The sequence below is a fragment of the Alistipes sp. CAG:29 genome (assembly GCF_000435435.1).
Lineage (GTDB): Bacteria > Bacteroidota > Bacteroidia > Bacteroidales > Rikenellaceae > Alistipes > Alistipes onderdonkii.
The window spans coordinates 1-17,803 of record NZ_FR893434.1; the positions used below are offsets into that span (position 1 = coordinate 1).

Annotated in this window: 16 protein-coding genes; 15 read left to right on the forward strand and 1 reads right to left on the reverse strand. The window is 50.4% G+C overall.

Annotated elements, in window-relative coordinates:
* From QVP03_RS04130 to QVP03_RS04190, 13 genes are all read left to right on the forward strand, one after another.
* Positions 1-734: dTDP-glucose 4,6-dehydratase (locus QVP03_RS04130; RefSeq protein WP_288210636.1), on the forward strand; the 734-nt coding region annotated here is incomplete at its 5' end.
* Between the two features lie 40 nt (positions 735-774).
* Positions 775-2,319: an oligosaccharide flippase family protein gene (locus QVP03_RS04135; protein ID WP_022332322.1), complete on the forward strand. Its 1,545-nt coding sequence runs from the start codon at positions 775-777 to the stop codon at positions 2,317-2,319.
* Positions 2,320-2,323: 4 nt separating this feature from the next.
* Entirely contained in the window at positions 2,324-3,493 is a 1,170-nt protein-coding gene (locus QVP03_RS04140; protein ID WP_022332323.1) for a Coenzyme F420 hydrogenase/dehydrogenase, beta subunit C-terminal domain, read from the forward strand.
* Entirely contained in the window at positions 3,490-4,620 is a 1,131-nt protein-coding gene (locus QVP03_RS04145) for a polysaccharide pyruvyl transferase family protein (RefSeq protein ID WP_022332324.1), read from the forward strand. The genes QVP03_RS04140 and QVP03_RS04145 overlap by 4 nt, the downstream gene beginning before the upstream one ends.
* 1 nt (position 4,621) lies before the next feature.
* Positions 4,622-5,899, forward strand: a complete 1,278-nt coding sequence (locus tag QVP03_RS04150) for a glycosyltransferase family 4 protein (RefSeq protein WP_022332325.1) — start codon at positions 4,622-4,624, stop codon at positions 5,897-5,899.
* Entirely contained in the window at positions 5,899-6,867 is a 969-nt protein-coding gene (locus QVP03_RS04155; RefSeq protein ID WP_022332326.1) for a capsular polysaccharide synthesis protein, read from the forward strand. The genes QVP03_RS04150 and QVP03_RS04155 overlap by 1 nt, the downstream gene beginning before the upstream one ends.
* Positions 6,868-7,134: 267 nt before the next feature.
* Entirely contained in the window at positions 7,135-7,488 is a 354-nt protein-coding gene (locus tag QVP03_RS04160; protein ID WP_276528362.1) for an acyltransferase, read from the forward strand.
* Positions 7,489-7,495: 7 nt separating this feature from the next.
* Positions 7,496-8,818, forward strand: a complete 1,323-nt coding sequence (locus QVP03_RS04165; RefSeq protein ID WP_022332328.1) for an O-antigen ligase family protein — start codon at positions 7,496-7,498, stop codon at positions 8,816-8,818.
* A complete protein-coding gene (locus tag QVP03_RS04170; RefSeq protein ID WP_022332329.1) occupies positions 8,793-9,746 on the forward strand; it encodes a glycosyltransferase in 954 nt (317 codons plus the stop codon). The genes QVP03_RS04165 and QVP03_RS04170 overlap by 26 nt, the downstream gene beginning before the upstream one ends.
* A 62-nt stretch (positions 9,747-9,808) precedes the next feature.
* A complete protein-coding gene (locus QVP03_RS04175; RefSeq protein ID WP_022332330.1) occupies positions 9,809-10,990 on the forward strand; it encodes a glycosyltransferase in 1,182 nt (393 codons plus the stop codon).
* A 1-nt stretch (position 10,991) separates the two neighbouring features.
* Entirely contained in the window at positions 10,992-12,062 is a 1,071-nt protein-coding gene (locus QVP03_RS04180; protein ID WP_022332331.1) for a radical SAM protein, read from the forward strand.
* A 2-nt stretch (positions 12,063-12,064) separates the two neighbouring features.
* Complete coding sequence (locus QVP03_RS04185; protein ID WP_022332332.1) at positions 12,065-13,066, forward strand: acyltransferase family protein; 1,002 nt, start codon at positions 12,065-12,067, stop codon at positions 13,064-13,066.
* A gap of 4 nt (positions 13,067-13,070) precedes the next feature.
* A complete protein-coding gene (locus tag QVP03_RS04190) occupies positions 13,071-14,165 on the forward strand; it encodes a glycosyltransferase family 4 protein (protein WP_022332333.1) in 1,095 nt (364 codons plus the stop codon).
* An 8-nt stretch (positions 14,166-14,173) separates the two neighbouring features.
* Here QVP03_RS04190 and ybaK read toward each other — a convergent pair whose 3' ends face one another.
* Entirely contained in the window at positions 14,174-14,665 is a 492-nt protein-coding gene (gene ybaK, locus QVP03_RS04195; RefSeq protein ID WP_022332334.1) for a Cys-tRNA(Pro) deacylase, read from the reverse strand.
* An 89-nt stretch (positions 14,666-14,754) separates the two neighbouring features.
* On the opposite strand from ybaK, the gene QVP03_RS04200 reads away from it, so the two are divergent.
* Entirely contained in the window at positions 14,755-17,268 is a 2,514-nt protein-coding gene (locus tag QVP03_RS04200) for a DUF5686 and carboxypeptidase-like regulatory domain-containing protein (protein ID WP_022332335.1), read from the forward strand.
* Positions 17,269-17,330: 62 nt separating this feature from the next.
* The coding region (locus tag QVP03_RS04205; RefSeq protein WP_288210637.1) for an HAD family hydrolase at positions 17,331-17,803 on the forward strand (473 nt) is incomplete at its 3' end.

Here is a 17,803-nt window from a genome sequence, read left to right on the forward strand (position 1 = left end):
TGTTCTACCACATCTCCACCGACGAGGTGTACGGGGCGCTGGAGCTGACACGTCCCGAGGGAGATGCTGCGGGCGGGGAGAGCGGCGGCGGGCCCTTCGGCGAGGAGTTCTTCACCGAAGAGACGAAGTACGATCCGCACAGCCCCTACTCGGCCTCGAAAGCCTCGTCCGACCACTTCGTGCGAGCCTACCACGACACGTACGGGATGCCGACGCTGGTGACCAACTGCTCGAACAACTACGGGCCCTACCAGTTTCCGGAGAAGCTCATTCCGCTGTTCATCAACAACATCCGCCACCGAAAGCCGCTGCCCGTGTACGGCCGTGGCGAGAACGTGCGCGACTGGCTGTATGTCGAAGACCATGCGCGGGCCATCGACGTGATCTTCCACAGGGGTAAGGTCGCCGATACGTATAACATCGGGGGCTTCAACGAATGGAAGAACATCGACCTGATACGGGTGATCGTCAGGACGGTGGACAGGCTGCTGGGGAATCCCGAGGGGACATCCGAAAAACTGATTACCCATGTCACCGACCGTGCCGGACACGATATGAGGTACGCCATCGACTCGCGCAAGCTCAAGCGCGAACTGGGCTGGGAGCCCAGCCTGCAGTTCGAACAGGGAATCGAAAAAACTGTCCAATGGTACCTCCAAAACCAAAAATGGATGGACGACATAACTTCTGGCGAATACCAAGAGTACTATCAGAGCATGTATAAGGACAGGTAAGCCTACCAAACAAAAAATCCGGCAAACAAAGGTAAACAGAATGACAGTCCAGGCATCATCGGGAAATAACAAACGCATAGCGAAAAATACTCTTCTGCTCTATTTTCGGATGATATTCATGATGGCTGTAAGTCTATACACCAGCCGAGTCGTCCTGAATACGCTGGGGGTCGAAGATTTCGGTATATATAACGTCATCGGCGGAGTCGTCGCCATGTTCTCCGTCATTTCCGGCGGATTGTCCGCAGCGATAAGCAGGTACATAACATTCGAGCTGGGACAGGGCAATACCGCAAAATTAAAATCCGTATTTTCATCGTCGGTAACAATCCAGATCGGGCTGGCGCTCCTGATCTTCGTATTGGCCGAAATAGGGGGCGTATGGTTCCTGAATGAAAAAATGAACCTGCCGGAGAGTCGTATCGGCGCTGCCAACTGGGTGCTTCAGTGTTCCATACTGACGTTCATGGTGAACCTGATCAGCGTTCCGTACAATGCGGCGATCATTGCACACGAACGAATGCAGGCTTTTGCGTATATCAGCATTATCGAAGTAGTACTCAAGCTGTTGATCGTCTACATACTCGTCATTTTTTCATTCGACAAGTTAAAATTGTACGGTATATTACTACTGGCCGTCGCCTGTGTCATCCGGATCGCTTACGGCATCTACTGCAAGCGAAATTTCAAAGAGTGCACATATCATTTTACATTCAACAAAGCCCTTCTGAAAGAAATGATGGGATTTGCCGGCTGGAATTTCATCGGGGCTTTTGCGGGGGTTTTGCGGGATCAGGGGGTCAATATCGTCATAAATCTGTTTTGCGGCCCGGTCATCAACGCAGCGCGCGCTATCGCATTCCAGGTGAACGTCGCCGTCAACGGATTTGCAACTAATTTTATGACTGCAATCAATCCGCAAATCACGAAAAGCTACGCATCGGGCGACTACCTGTATATGCTTACATTGGTACAAAGCGGCGCCCGTTTTTCATTCTACCTGCTGTTGCTGCTATCGCTCCCGATCATCATCGAAACGAATACGATCCTGACGCTATGGTTGAAAAACGTCCCGGAATACACCGTAATCTTCGTCCGGCTGGTTCTGGTATTCGCCATGTGCGAAGTCTTGTCCGGCACGCAAATAACGGCTTTGCAGGCAACCGGCAATATACGGAACTACCAGATCGTCGTCGGAAGCCTTCAATTGCTCAATTTTCCGATCTCCTACCTATTGCTGGGCAAAGGTTATGCACCAGAGACGACCATGTACGTAGCCATTTGCCTCTCTTTGGGATGCCTCTTCGCCCGCCTCTGGTTTCTTCACCGGCAGGTGGAAATATCCATAAAGTCCTACTTTACCCAAGTGCTGTTGAATGTCTGCGTAGTGGCTGTTCTGGCAGCAATCTGCCCTATAATAGTCTCTCACCTGATGAATGCCGGCATTTTGCGGTTATTCGTAGTTTCCGGCGTATGTGCCATCGCAACTTTGATCGTCATTTACTATGTCGGACTGTCGGTGCAGGAGCGGATTTTCGTGCAGAAAAAAATAGTAGCCAGAATCAAACAGAAATGTTCTGCATAAAAGTATGATCAATATTGCAGATATACACGATTGTTTCGGATGCGGGGTTTGCGCCAAGGCTTGTCCCAAACAAATCATCGCATTGAAGTTAAATAAAAACGGCTTTTACGAACCCCGCATCGAATCGGCGGATCAGTGTATAAAATGCTCGATCTGCGTAGAGGTTTGCGCTTTTGCAGCAGACAGCCAGGTTATAGACCTTAAACCGACAAGTTATGCGGCATGGAGCCTGAACGACGATATCCGCAAAAATTCATCCTCCGGGGGAATCGCTTTTGAAATCGGCCGGCAAATGCTGCAGCAAGGCTTCAAAATATGCGTCGTCCGTTATAATTATGCAAAACAGATTCCGGAACATTATATCGCACGAAACGAGGAAGAGCTGGCTGCATCTGCAGGAAGCAAATATCTGCAGAGCGATACAACCGACGGATTTGCGGGAATAGATATCCATGACAAATACGTGGTGACGGGCACCCCTTGTCAAATCGCATCTTTCCGACGCTACATCCGGCGTTTCAGGGTTGAATCGAATTTCATCCTCGTGGATTTCTTTTGCCATGGAGTTCCGTCGATGCTGTTATGGCAAAAATACCTGCGCACGATCGGCGAAAACGCAAAACTCACGGACATCAAATGGCGAAGCAAACGGCGGGGCTGGCACGACTCATGGGCCATGGACTACACATATTCGGCATCAGACGGAATAGCCAAAGGATTTTCAGCATTATCGGATGGAGATCTTTTTTATAAAATATTCCTAAAAGATATGTGTTTAGGTTCTGCCTGCTACAAACAGTGCAAATATAAACTCGACAACTCAGCCGCGGATTTGCGGGTCGGCGACCTCTGGGGTTCCCGCTATCAGGATAACGAACAAGGTGTCAGCGCGCTGATCCCGTTCACGGAGCGAGGCCAAAATATCGTCGAAATATTGCAAGGCTGCCATATATCGGAGATTTCATTCGAAACGGCAGCGGAGGGACAAATGCGGGAGAACGCCCGACAACCCGGCAATTATGATCACATCATGTCGCTGCTGCGAAACCCGAAAATTTCGCTCAGACAAATAGAGCGCTACGTAACCCGTCGAGAACAATTAACGCGGATAGTAAATCACGCCCGTCATCCGACAGCGACAATGCGCAAACTCATAAAACGCATCGCAAAATGAAAATAGCGACGATTACCTGTCATAACGTTTATAATTACGGAGCCTCTTTGCAGGCGTACGCACTGCAACGGTATCTGTCGCAGGAGGGACACGATGTCGAGATCATCGATTACAAGCCCTATTATCTGAACAGCAGATATAACTGGCGGCATATTCCCGCTGAATCAAGATTATATCCCTATAAAGATTACGTCGGGACACAATGTATCTATTTTCTGCTCAAAAACCGGAAAATATACAAAACGATCGGCCGGAAACGTAAATTCGACGATTTCAGGCAAAAATTCCTGACGCTTACCGACAATACCTATACTTCGGCCGAAGAGCTAAGGGCCACTCCACCGCAGGCAGATTTATATATTGCCGGAAGCGACCAGATTTGGAACACGGCGTGTGAAAACGGAAAGGATGCAGCGTTCTATCTCGATTTCGGATCCGACGATACGCGGCGTATCTCCTATGCAGCCAGTTTTGCAGTATCGGAGATCGCTCCCGCATACAGGGCTTTCGTCACGAAAAAACTGCAGCGATTCGATGCGATATCGGTGCGGGAGCAGACAGGGGTAAGAATAATCAGGGATCTTTCTGTCGGCAGAACGGCAGAACAGGTGGAAGATCCGGTTTTTCTGTTGAACAGACAAAGCTGGGAGGAAATTTCCGCGGACATAACACCCCAAGAAAGGTATGTTCTCGTATATGATTTCTCGAATGATCCCACTATTAGGGAACATGCACGGCAAATAGCCCGGCAGCTCGGCGCCAGATTGTATTCCCTGAACGATTTCGCACCGCTTGCCTATGCGGAACGGAATATTTCGGACGCCGGGCCGCTGGAATTCCTCGCATGGATTAAAAATGCGGAATTCGTCATTTCGAATTCGTTTCATGCGACGGCATTCTCCGTCCTTTTCCATAAACCGTTCCTGACCTATCCGCTCCGGGGCAGAACGAACCATTCGCGGATGCGGGATTTCCTGAACGGATTGGGAATGACCGACAGATTCGATCCTCAACAGATACAGGACACGACACCCCTGTCAACTCCGGATTGGAAGCGCATAGACGATCTTCTGTCCGGGAAAATCGACACGAGTAAAAGCTTCCTGTCACATAATACCAATTCATAATATGAAAGTACTTTGGTTTGCCGTAAATCCATCTCTTTACGATGCCCACCGGAACGGCGAACATAACGGCGGCGGTTGGATCGCATCCTTGGAAAAAATAATCCGAACATCAGATAACATCCGCCTGGGGGTAGCATTCGAACATCCGGATCCGATATTCAAGAAAGAAATCGACGGGGTGTGTTATTATCCGATCCGGGTAAAACCGGGATTGCGGCGACGCATATACGCATCGGAAAAAGACAAGATAATTATTGCGGACTGCCTGAAAGTCATAGAGGATTTCAAACCGGACATCATCCATGTTTTCGGTTCGGAATGGGGATTCGGATTGGTTGAGAAATACGTAGACATACCAGTCGTCATCCACATGCAGGGCAGCCTTCCTCCCTATGTAAATGCCTCGTATCCTCCAGGCTATAATTTCTTCACCCAGTGGAAAACATCGCACTACAACCCTATCGTACTGTTAAAAAGACGATTTGTATGGAGTAGAAATGACAACTATAAAGTAGCACGTGAAATAGATATCCTGAAACACTGCCGTTATGTCATGGGGCGAACGAACTGGGATTACAATATCACACGCCTGTATGCCCCAGACTCACAATATTATCATTGTAATGAAGCACTACGCCCAGTCTTCTTCAATCCCCCGAAAACATGGACATTTCGACAAAGGAAGCGCATACAATTGCTCAGCGTCGGGTCATGCAGTATGGTCAAAGGCATGGATCTCCTTTTGAAGACAGCCAAATTATTAAAAGATCATACGGATTTTGATTTCGAATGGCTTATTGCCGGCCCCACCGGGTCTTTCTCTTTCTTCGAGAAAAATGAACGTACGCCTCATGATGCAGTCAACATAAAATTTCTGGGAACACTTTCGGCCGAAGATTTAGCCGTTCAACTTGCAGAGGCCGACATCTACGTACATACAGCATATATCGACAATTCTCCTAATTCATTATGCGAGGCCCAAATAATCGGAATTCCAGTCATCACGACCTATGTAGGCGGAATTCCGTCTCTCGTCAAAAACTACGAAACCGGCATTCTCATCCCGTCAAATGAACCGCACATGCTGGCAATGGAGATCGTTAAACTGAGCCGGGATACAAAATTAATGGAGCAACTGAGTCACCAAGGACAACTAGCAGCCCGGCAACGGCATAATCCCGAATCTATCAAAAATACGTTAACCGATATCTATCAAAAAATTATTTCTCATCAACAAAGATGTATGTCAAAAATATCCGACCAAAATAATCCAGAGTAATGTATCGTACAATTCGTTTATACGGATCTAAGATCATAAATATCGTCCGATTAAGTTCATTTTTACGGATACGGACACTTTGCGTGTTATTCATCCAACTGATACGGGATTTTTTCTATTTTCATTTCAAAGAATGCTTTTTTTTTGAAAACCAGAAAATAGATTCTATTCGCCGATGGATGGATGAACATTATTGCGATATGGTTCCTGCAACATTTCCATCGCTACAAGAAAAGTCAAATAACGATCCGGTATGGATCTTTTGGTATCAGGGAGAGACTGCAATGCCTGAAATTGTAAAAATATGTTACAATAGTATTGTCTCGAATATACATGACCGGCCAGTCCATTTATTGACCAAAGATAATATTGCCTCACACGTTACACTTCCTAATTATATTTATGATCGATTGAATAGAGGAGAACTTTCATACACCCACTTTTCCGACATATTACGCATTTGTTTATTATTTGATAAAGGCGGTATTTGGATGGACAGTACTTTACTGATTACCGATTCAATATCAATTCCTGCCCCAGACTATTTTCACTCAATAAAAATTGTGACTGGATCCAATACCACCATATCTGCATACAGGTGGGCTACATTTTTCCTTGCATCAACTCATGGTAATCCGGCATTTGGCACTATCCAAAGTATCTTTCTTAAATACCTCCAAGAATACAATAAGATGATCGATTATCTTCTGATAGATTACATCTTCGACCTAATTTATCGGAAAAACGATTCATTCCGCAGAAGCGTAGACACGATGCCCTATACATCCCCATATTTACACCAATTGCTTTCCGAGATGAACCAACCATATGATGCAGAAAAATTCGATCGCATCAAACAAGAAACGACGGTTTTCAAACTAAACCATCGGTTATCATATTATGAAACGGCAGATGGTAAGGAAACATTATACGGGTATTTGAAAAATAAATTTTTAAATACAAAATAAAAAATGCTTTATAAATATATACGAACATTCGGCAATTTACTTCATTGTATATGGCCATATTCGCTTTCACAACGGTTTAGCCGATATTACGCATGGTTTTATACAGCATGGATTGCACATAACGTCCGAAAAATAGGGCTTCATACAGAGGTAGAACCGGGATTATATTTAGTCAATGGGAAAAAATACATTGAGATTGGGGACTATTGTCTTATCGGCCGCAATTCCCATATCACGGCTCATGAAATGCCGCAATACAATACTCCGGTGAAAATATCGATTGGTGACGGCTGCATGTTCGGTCCGGATATGCATATCACCGCAGTCAATTCTATCCGGATCGGTAAAAACGTCCGCACGGGGAAAAGCGTGCTCATTTCGGACAATTCGCACGGAGATCCCAAAGATATGGCGCTCCGGAACATCGCACCGAATGCCCGGCCTATTTATTCCAAAGGTGCGATCGTCATCGGAGACAATGTGTGGATCGGGGAGAAAGCCGCGATTTTGGCCGGAGTCACGATCGGCGAGGGGGCCATCATCGGTGCGAATGCGGTGGTTACAAAAAATATTCCCCCGTATTCGATCGCGGCAGGGATTCCGGCCCGAATTATAAAATAATGACTGCATGAATCCATTCTTGATTATAGCGGCACTGCTAATTCTGTACTCATTAAAAAACTACAAACAAGGTTTTTTTCTCTTTCTGGCGTTCCGGCTGTTCCTAAACAACAACATAAACCTGATAAACCTTCCGGGCGTTCCGTTATTGACCCTGGAAGTATTCATGTCGATCTTCTTCGCACTGCTATATGTAATCAAAAGAAAAAGATACAGCCGGGTAATAACGACATCTCCCCTGCCGTTCAACAAGGTATTTATCTGGGTACTATTGTCCTATGTAGTATCGAGCTTTATTTCGATCGCCGGAATCCAGAATACCTTCACGTCACTGCTATCCGTTGTTTTTTGCGATTTCATCAGTGCCTATTTATGCTGGATGTTAATATCAAGCAAAGAAGATATACTGAAAGTTGTCAATATATTATTAGGAGCCTCGCTGATAATTTGCACATATGCATTTATCGAAAAATTCCTGGGTTACAATCCCGTAATGGATTATGAAATAGACCTCGCAGGTCCCAGAGCAACAGACTGGCAATATCTGGAAGATGAGCGAGGAACCCGTGTCCAATCGTTTTTCCTTCATCCGATCGGCGGCAGCATCAATTTCGGATTGATATTCTGCCTCTGCCTGTACGGGTACGTGTATTATAAAGCATATTTCAGTAAATTACAGCAAAAAACCATGCTGCTTGTCGGCATTATGGCATTCATCGCATCCCTGCTATCCAACAGCCGAACACCGCTGGTATTTCTGGCAGTAGGAATACTCCCGCTGATCAATCTAAAAAACAAACAATCCGTTCGCATCTTAGCTTTTGCGGTAATCAGTATAATCGTCCTGATGCCTTATCTGGATTTTGTTGAAAATCTGATCGTATCGGTATTAAATCCGGAAAAAACCGAAATACGAGGCAGCAGTTTAGAAATGCGCCAGGATCAGTTCGAAGCCGCCTATATTCTTATGTCGAAAAGCCCCATATGGGGATTAGGACAGAAAGCGACACTGTACTTTCCGGATCGCATATTGGTAGGCCGGCTTCTGGGACTGGAAAGTATCTGGATATGGATTATGGTCGAACGGGGAATATTGGGAATTATCACATACTGTATCTTTATTTTTACTTTATGCCGATTGGGCTGGCACTCGCGGGGAAAATGCCTGTTCTTTCTCCCGCTGGCTTTCATAGCGGCGTCGACCGTATCTTCAACACCGGGAATGCACCTTTATCTTTTCTATCTGGTCTACATTCTGATTTATAAAATAGATCGCAACCGATCACGAATAAACAAGCGAAACAATGGAAGTTTCAGTCATCATCGTTAGCATGAACAATTATGAGGTGCTAAGCAGATGTCTGGACAGTATCCGCACACACACCTCGACCTCTTATGAGGTATTTGTCGTCGCATATCTCTTCTCACCGGAAAACCTTCAGCATTTGAGACAAAATTACCCGTGGGCGCAGATTATTGAAAGTAATGAAATCCGTGGATTCTCGGCCAACAACAATCTGGCATTGCGAAAAGCAACCGGAAAATATTGTTTTGTTCTGAATGACGACACAAAAATAGAATCGGACGTAATCACGAGTTTGGCGGCGACGTTCGACCAATTACCATCGGAGGCTGCTGTCGTCAGTCCAAAATTGCTATTTGCCGACCACTCGCTTCAATACTGCGGCCGACCTGAAATAAATTGGAAAACATATGTTTTGGCCCAATTAGGATTGTGGCGCGAAAAAACGGTCGAAAGTCCCTATACGAACCGAATCGGAATATTCCGGACATACAATCTCGTCGGGGCGGCATTTATGATCAAAACAGACATATTCCGGCAAATGGGATTTTTCGACGAATACTACTTTTTCTGTCCGGAAGATATCGCATTGTCCACCGCACTGAACAGACGTGGTTATTTTTGCTACGTGAACGCATCGGTCGAATTAATTCATTATGAAGGCTGTAGTGGCAAAACACACATTTCCCAGATCAAAACGGCAACAGCCCCTGCAGGTGAAAAAGGGGTGATTAGATTCCTTTCCGGGTCGTCTGTAGTATTATATATATTTTTAACATGCTTTGCCTGTGTAATAGCAGTTCTGAGAAGCTTAAAATATCGAATACAGAACAAAGTATCCGGTGATAATGCCAGCATAATGTCAGCAGCAAATCGTAATGTTGCTGCAGCTCTTCTGACAAGAAAAACACCTAAAGAAATTTTCGTCAAATATTATAATCGGATAAAGCACTGATATATAATCATAATACTGACGAATAACTATAAAATCAACGGCAACCGGACATAAAACAATTTATGCAAATACTTTTAGCCAATAAATTCTATTATCCGCGCGGCGGCGATTGTGTCTGCACGATCAATCTAGAAGAGCTTTTGAAACAAAAAGGCCATGAAGTAGCCGTTTTTTCCATGCAGCATCCGGAAAATCTGGAAACTCCCTGGAGCAAATACTTTCCGAGCGAGGTTAAATTCGCCCCCGGGTTGGGAATAATCGAGGCGCTGCGCCGCCCATTCGGCACCCGTGAAGTCAGGACAAAGTTCACCCGACTGCTCGATGAGTTCCAACCGGATATACTCCACCTGAACAATATCCACACCCAACTTTCTCCCGTTATCGCCGAAATAGCCCATCGACGAGGCGTGAAAGTCGTATGGACTCTGCACGACTACAAACTGCTATGCCCTCGTTACGACTGCCTGCGCAACGGGTTGCAGGTTTGCGAAGAGTGCTTTAGCGACAAACGCAAGGTGCGGGAGCACAAATGCATGAAAAATTCCGCATTGGCAAGTTTCCTGGCATACAAGGAAGCTATGAAATGGACTCGTATGCGCCTGGAAGCAGTTACCGACGCCTTTATTTGTCCCAGCCGGTTTATGGCGGACAAAATGGTTCAGGGCAACTTCGACAAACAGAAGCTCAATACGCTCTGCAATTTTATCGACATTGCCAAAACCCGGAAAGACGATTACGACAAAGAGAACTATTACTGTTACATAGGCCGTCTTAGTCCTGAAAAAGGGATCGGAACACTGATCGAAGCGGCAAAGCGACTGCCCTACCCACTGAAGATAATCGGTGGCGGTTCGCTCGAAGAGACGCTGCGCGCCGCAGCTGCAGGAAGCGATATAGAACTTCTGGGTTATAAACACTGGCCGGAAATCAAGGAAATAGTCGGTAAGGCCCGATTCTGCGTCGTGCCTTCGGAATGGTATGAAAACAATCCGCTGTCCGTCATCGAGTCACAATGTCTGGGCACTCCGGTGCTCGGCAGCCGGATCGGCGGCATTCCCGAACTGATCGATGAAGGCAAGACCGGAATGCTGTTCGAATCCGGAAACGCAAAAGAACTGAAGGCCCGAATCGGACAAATGTTCGCAACCCCGTTCGAATACCGGCAGATCGCACTCGACGCACAGAAAAGATATTCGGCAGAGAGGTACTATACAGAACTCCTGAAAATTTACAACAACAGATAACATGAATACCCGGAATATACCTCATCCCACGGATGCCAGTATCATCCTGACCTATCGTTGCCCGATGAAATGCAAGATGTGCAACATCTGGTTCAACCCCACGAAAAAAGAAGAGGAAATCAAAGCCTCGGATCTCCGCACGCTGCCGCGGCTGAAATTCATCAACCTGACCGGCGGCGAACCGTTCGTACGCGACGACCTGGCCGAGATCGTCGAAGAGTGCTACAAGCATACGGATCGCATCGTCATCTCCACCTCGGGCTGGTTCGAGGAGAAGGTCATCGCGCTGGCGGAAAAATACCCGCAAATCGGCATCCGTATCTCCATCGAGGGCCTGAGCTGCAAGAACGACGAATTGCGCGGCCATGCCGGAGGCTTCGACAAGGGCCTGCGCACGTTGCTTGCCTTAAAGCAAATGGGCTTGAAGGACATCGGATTCGGCTGTACCGTATCGAACAACAACTCCAGGGACATGCTTTCGCTGTATCAGTTGAGCAAATCGCTGGGGATGGAGTTCGCAACGGCAGCGTTCCACAACTCCTACTATTTCCACAAGGACGACAACGTCATTACCAACAAAGACGAAGTATGCAGGAACTTCGAGCAATTGATCGCGTGGCAGCTGCAGGAGAACCACCCCAAGAGCTGGTTCCGGGCTTGGTTCAACATGGGGTTGATCAACTACATCGAAGGCGGCCGGCGTATGTTGCCGTGCGAGGCCGGATCCGCCAATTTCTTCATCGACCCCTTCGGCGACGTCTATCCCTGCAATGGACTGGAAGAGAAATACTGGCAAAAATCGATGGGCAACATCCACCAAACGCCCGATTTCATGGAGATATGGCAAAGCGCCCGGGCGGAGGAGGTGCGTGCCATGGTGCGCAAATGTCCGAAGAACTGCTGGATGGTGGGCACAGCCAGTCCGGTCATGCATAAATATGTAAAGTACCCGCTGAAATGGGCGCTCAGGAACAAGCTCCGCAGCATGAGGGGCAAACCGGCCTGTCTGGATAAAAAATGGTGCGACGTCGGCCAGGATCCGGCGCAAGGAGACCTGAAGCAGCGGATGTAACCATGGAACGGTCGGCAACGGCAGACATCGCCAAGACGATAGGCATCATCCTCGTCGTCATCGGACATTACAATCCTGCGGATGCCCCCGAATGGTACCACCTCGCCAACCGGTTCATATACGCATTCCACATGCCCCTGTTCATGTTCGCAAGCGGATACATCTATGCAATGACCGGGAACAGCCAAAACAAGGGGGGGGGAAACTTCATTTTGAAGAAATTCAAAAGGTTGATGATCCCCTATTTCTCGACAAGCGTCGTCATAATCAGCATCAAACTTTTGACGCAACAGGGAATGTCCGTGGAAAATCCCGTGACGGCAGCATCGTATATCAAGATGTTCTATCTGCCCGAAGCAGGCTATTTCCTCTGGTTTATCTGGGCGCTATGGCTGATATTCCTGCTCATAAGCATGATAAAGACGAAAACGGGAAGAACCGTGCTGTTCGCAGCAAGTCTCCTGACAGGGTTTCTGCCTGTCGACTGGCCCGAAATCTTCTGCATAAACAAGGCCGTGGCCATGCTGAAATATTTTATGCTGGGCGTGTTTCTCATAAATTGGCCCCGTTGGCTCGATTCGGCGAAGAAAATACCGGGAATGATTCCGGTCTGCGCCCTGCCCGTCCTGTTCGCATGCACCTTGCTCGTCCGAAACGACATACTCACCGGCCTGATGGGTTATATATTGCCATTTGCAGGCATCCATACGATATGCGTGATATCGGCACGGATCAAAAGCCTGAAACATATAACGCAAAAACTCCTTGTCGTATCGGCCTCTTCTTATATCATCTATCTGTTCCACACCACATTCGAAGGATTCGTCAAATCCCTTGTCCAGCAAGTTCCGTTGCTTGCGAACGGCAACGACCCGCTCTATTTCAGCGTCGGGGCCGCGGCCGTAATCGGCGCAGGGATTTTTCTTCCGATCATCCTGCACCGGTATATCTTACAACGTAATCGTCTGTTAAGATTCCTGTTCGGACTAAAACCCGCAAAATAACAACATGAAAATAGTCGTCACCGGAACCCGCGGCATTCCGAATATCATGGGAGGCGTGGAGACACATTGTGAAGAGTTGTTTCCGCGTATTGCTCGAAAAGGCTTCGAGGTAACCGTTATACGGCGGAAAAGTTACGTACGCGACACGCTGTCCAGCTACAAGGGCATCACGCTCTCGGACATCGAAACGCCGCGGAAAAAATCGCTCGAAGCAATCGTCCACACGTTCAGGGCCATCGTGCGGGCCAAACGCCTGAAAGCCGACATCGTCCACCTCCATGCGGTGGGCCCGGCACTGCTGACACCGCTGGCCCGTTTGCTGGGAATGAAAGTCGTATTCACCCACCACGGGCCGGACTACGACCGGGACAAATGGGGCATGGCGGCCAAAACGGCACTCCGCCTGGGCGAGGCCGCAGGCACGCTCTTCGCCAACGAAGTCATCGTGATCTCGCATGTGATCGACGACATGCTGATCCGGAAATACGGACGTAAAGACTGCCATGTGATCTACAACGGCGTCCCCTCACCGGATATCACCGACTATCCGGAATATTTCGGGGAGCTGGGGATCGAACAAGGAAAGTATATCTTCGCAATGTGCCGGTTCGTACCGGAAAAGAACCTGCACCACCTGATCGAAGCGTTTTCACGTACCGAGCACAGGGAATGCAAGTTGGTCATTGCCGGGGACAGCGATTTCGAGGACGACTATTCCGCAAGCCTGAAGAAATACGCCCGCGAACAGGGAGTCGTGCTGCCCGGATTTATCAAGGGCAGGAAATTGCACGCATTGCTGTCGCATGCCCGGTGTTTCGTACTCCCCTCCTCGCACGAAGGGCTCCCGATCGCACTGCTCGAAGCAATGAGTTACAGGCTGCCTGTGATCGTGAGCGACATCCCCGCAAACCTGGAAGTCGGGCTCGGGCAGGAATTCTATTTCCCGTTGGGCGACAGAAGGGCTCTGGCACGCAAACTCCAGGAAAATATGGACGCCCCTTACCGGCAAATAGAGTATCCCATGGAAAAATACGATTGGAATGCGATCGCCGAACGGACGGCCTCGGTCTACACCAAATACGCGAAACCGGGGAAATAGCCACAGCCCTATTCCCGGCGGCTGATTTCCGCCACGGTCGCCCCGACGAAAGCTATGAGCTCCGCCGGGGCGATTTTCAGTTGGAGGCCGCGGACGCCGGCGCTGATGTATATGGCCGGAAGCGACGCGGCCGAGGAGTGGATATAGGTCGGAAACTGTTTTTTCATGCCGATCGGCGAGCAGCCGCCACGGATGTAACCCGTCACGGGCAGCAGCTCCTTCATCGGGATCAGGTCGGCCTTCTTGTTGCCCGATACGCGTGCGGCGGCCTTGAGGTCGACCTCGTGGTCGGCGGGCACCACGCATACGAAATACCCCGTGCGGTCGCCCCGCAGCACGAGGGTCTTGAATACGCTTCCTATATCTTCGCCCAGCTCTTCGGCCACGTGCGTCGCTGCGAGGTGTTCTTCATCAACCCGGTAAGGGACGAGTTCATAGGCTATCTTAGCGCGGTCGAGCAAGCGGGCCGCATTGGTCTTTTCGATTTTTCCGTGTGCCATTTCAGTTATTGGTGTTCGATTTTTCGGCTTATATTATGCAAAAGTAATTTATTTTGACCAAACAGGTTCTTTTTAATTATTTTTGCAAAATGCACCGTGGCAAAATTACATATAGACTGCTCGCCTCACTGCTCGCAGCCTTGTCCGTGTGCACGACCCTGTCGGCACAGAGCACCCGTGTCCGCGGCCGTGTGACGGATGCCGCCAGCGGTGCCCCGATGCAGTTCGTGAGCGTCGTGTTCCCCGGCACCACGACCGGCATCACGACCGATGAGGAGGGTATCTATACGCTCGAGACCCGCGATACGGTGGGACGCGTACAGGCCTCGATGGTCGGCTACGCCACGCAGACCAAGCCGCTCACGCGGGGCGGCTTCAACCAGGTAGACTTCGCCCTGGAAGCGGTCGAGTTCGGCATCGGCAGCGTCGTCATCACCCCGGGCGAGAACCCCGCACACCCGATCCTGAAAGGGGTCGTGCGCCGCAAGCCGCAGAACGACCCCGACGAGTACGAACGCTACCACTGCGCCACGTACACCAAGATGGAGCTCGACCTGACGAACATCAAGCCGCGCTTCCGCAACAAAAGGCTGCAACGCAACTTCGGCTTCATATTCGAATACGTCGACACGTCGGCCCTCACCGGGCAGGCTTACCTGCCGGCCATGATCTCCGAAACCACGGCCGACTTTTACCACAGCAAGCGCAACCCCTCGCTGTCGCGCGAGATCATCCGCGCCAACCGCGTATCGGGGGTGGAGGACAGCTTCGCCATCGCCCAGTTCACGGGACAGATGCACGGCAACGTCAACTTCTACGCCAACTTCATCGACATTTTCAACGTCCGTTTTGCCAGCCCGCTCTCCGACGGGGGACTCTTCTATTACGACTATTTCCTGGTGGACAGCATGCAGGTCGACGGCCGCAAGACCTACAAAATCCGGTTCCACCCCAAACGGCTCACCTCCCCGGTGCTCGACGGCGAGGTGAACATCGACTCGGCGTCGTATGCCCTGCAATCGGCCTCGGCGCGCATGCCCAAGGGCGTCAACGTAAACTGGATCAAGCACCTGCGGCTCGAAAACGAGAACCGCATCGTGCGCGACAGCACGTGGTTCCGAAGCCGCGACCGCGTATCGGCCGAATTCTCGGTCACCACGGCCGACTCATCGAAACTGACCTCGTTCATCGGCACGCGCGAGGTGGTCTACACCGACGTGCGGATCGGCGAACCGATCCCCGCCGAGGTCATACGCATGGACAACAACGTCGTGATCGGCGACCAGGGGCCGGAGAGCAGCAAGGACGAAGCCTTCTGGGAGAGCGTCCGCCCCTACCGGCTGAGCGACAAGGAGAAAGGCATCTATTCGATGGTCGACTCGGTGCAGAACGTCCCGCTGTACCGCAATATCTACACCCTGATCAACACGGTCATCGTCGGTTACTGGAACACCAAATACATCGGCATCGGCCCCTACTATAAACTGGCGAGCTTCAACAAGCTCGAAGGGTTCCGCATGCAGCCGGGATTCCGCACCACCACGGCCGTCAGCCGCCGCATACGCCTCTCGGGGTATGCGGCATACGGCACGCGCGACGGGATGTTCAAAGGCGGCGGCAGCGTCGAGCTGGCTTTCAACCGCCGGCTGACGCGCAAGCTGACCGTCTCGGGCCGCCACGACGTGATGCAGCTGGGCGCGGGGCAGAACGCCCTCACGGAGAGTAACATCCTCAGCTCGCTCCTCTCGCGCGGCGACTCGCGGCTCTCGATGGTCAACCGCGGCGAGGCCGTCTACGAGCACGAATGGCGGCACGGGATCAGCAACTTCCTCGGCGCCCGCATCCAGAAGATCTACGGCAATAGGTACGTCCCGCTGGTGCGCCCCGACGGCACGGTCATGAACTCGGTATCGGACGCCGCCGTACACGTCGGGATGCGCATCTCGAAGAACGAAAGCATCTACCGCATGCCGTTCGACAAGCAGTACATGGGGACGAAATACCCCGTCCTGACCCTTGGGTTCACGGCCGGGATACCCCGGGTGCTGAGCGGCAGCTATGAATATTACCGCCTCGAGGGCGGCATCCACTACAAGCCCGAGCTGCCGCCGCTGGGCTACTCGGACATCACCGTGCAGGGCGGCAAGATCTTCGGCAAGGTACCCTACCCGCTGCTGAAGCTCCACGAGGGGAACGGCACCTATTTCTACGACCCGATGGCGTTCTCGTGCATGAACTTCTACGAGTTCGCTTCGGACACCTGGGTGGCGCTGTTTTTCGAACACCACTTCAACGGCATCCTGCTGGGGCGCATCCCGCTCATCAAAAAACTCAAATGGCGCGAGGTGCTGGTATGCAAGGGCGTGTGGGGCACGCTGTCGAAGGAGAACGACGGCAGCCTCGCCGCAACGCAGGCACCGCTGCTCTTCCCGCCCGGCATGACATCGGTGTCCGACCCTTATGTCGAGGTGGGATTCGGCGTCGAAAACATCTTCCGGCTGCTGCGCGTGGACTTCATCTGGCGCGTCACGCACCGCGACCCGAAACCCGGGCAGGAGATCCAGAATTTCGCCGTCAACCTGGGCATAAAACTCAAATTCTGATGCACGGAGGCCGGGAACCCGGGGATTTTGACTACCTTTGGGCTGGAAAAAAGGGGACAACTATGATAAAAGGTGCAATATTCGACATGGACGGGACACTCGTGGACAACACGCCCGTCCACATCCGTGCGTTCGAAATCTTCTGCGAACGATACGGCATCCGCGACTGGAAGGAGAAACTCGGCCAGGCATACGGCATGGGCAACGACGACATCATGAGGCTCATCATGCCCGCGGAGGTGATCCGCGAAAAGGGGCTCGCGGCACTCGCCGAAGAGAAGGAATCCATCTACCGGGAGATCTACGCCCCCGAGATCGTGCCGATGCCCGGGCTCACCGACCTCTTGCAAAAGCTCCGCGATGCAGGCATACGCTGCGCCGTAGGTTCGTCGGGCTACAAGCCCAATGTGGATTTCGTGCTGGAAAAATGCCGTATCGAGCCTTATTTCGACGCCAGGATCAGCGGCGACATGGTCTCGCGCTGCAAACCCGACCCGGAGATTTACCTTACGGCCGCCGCGGCCCTGGGGCTGCC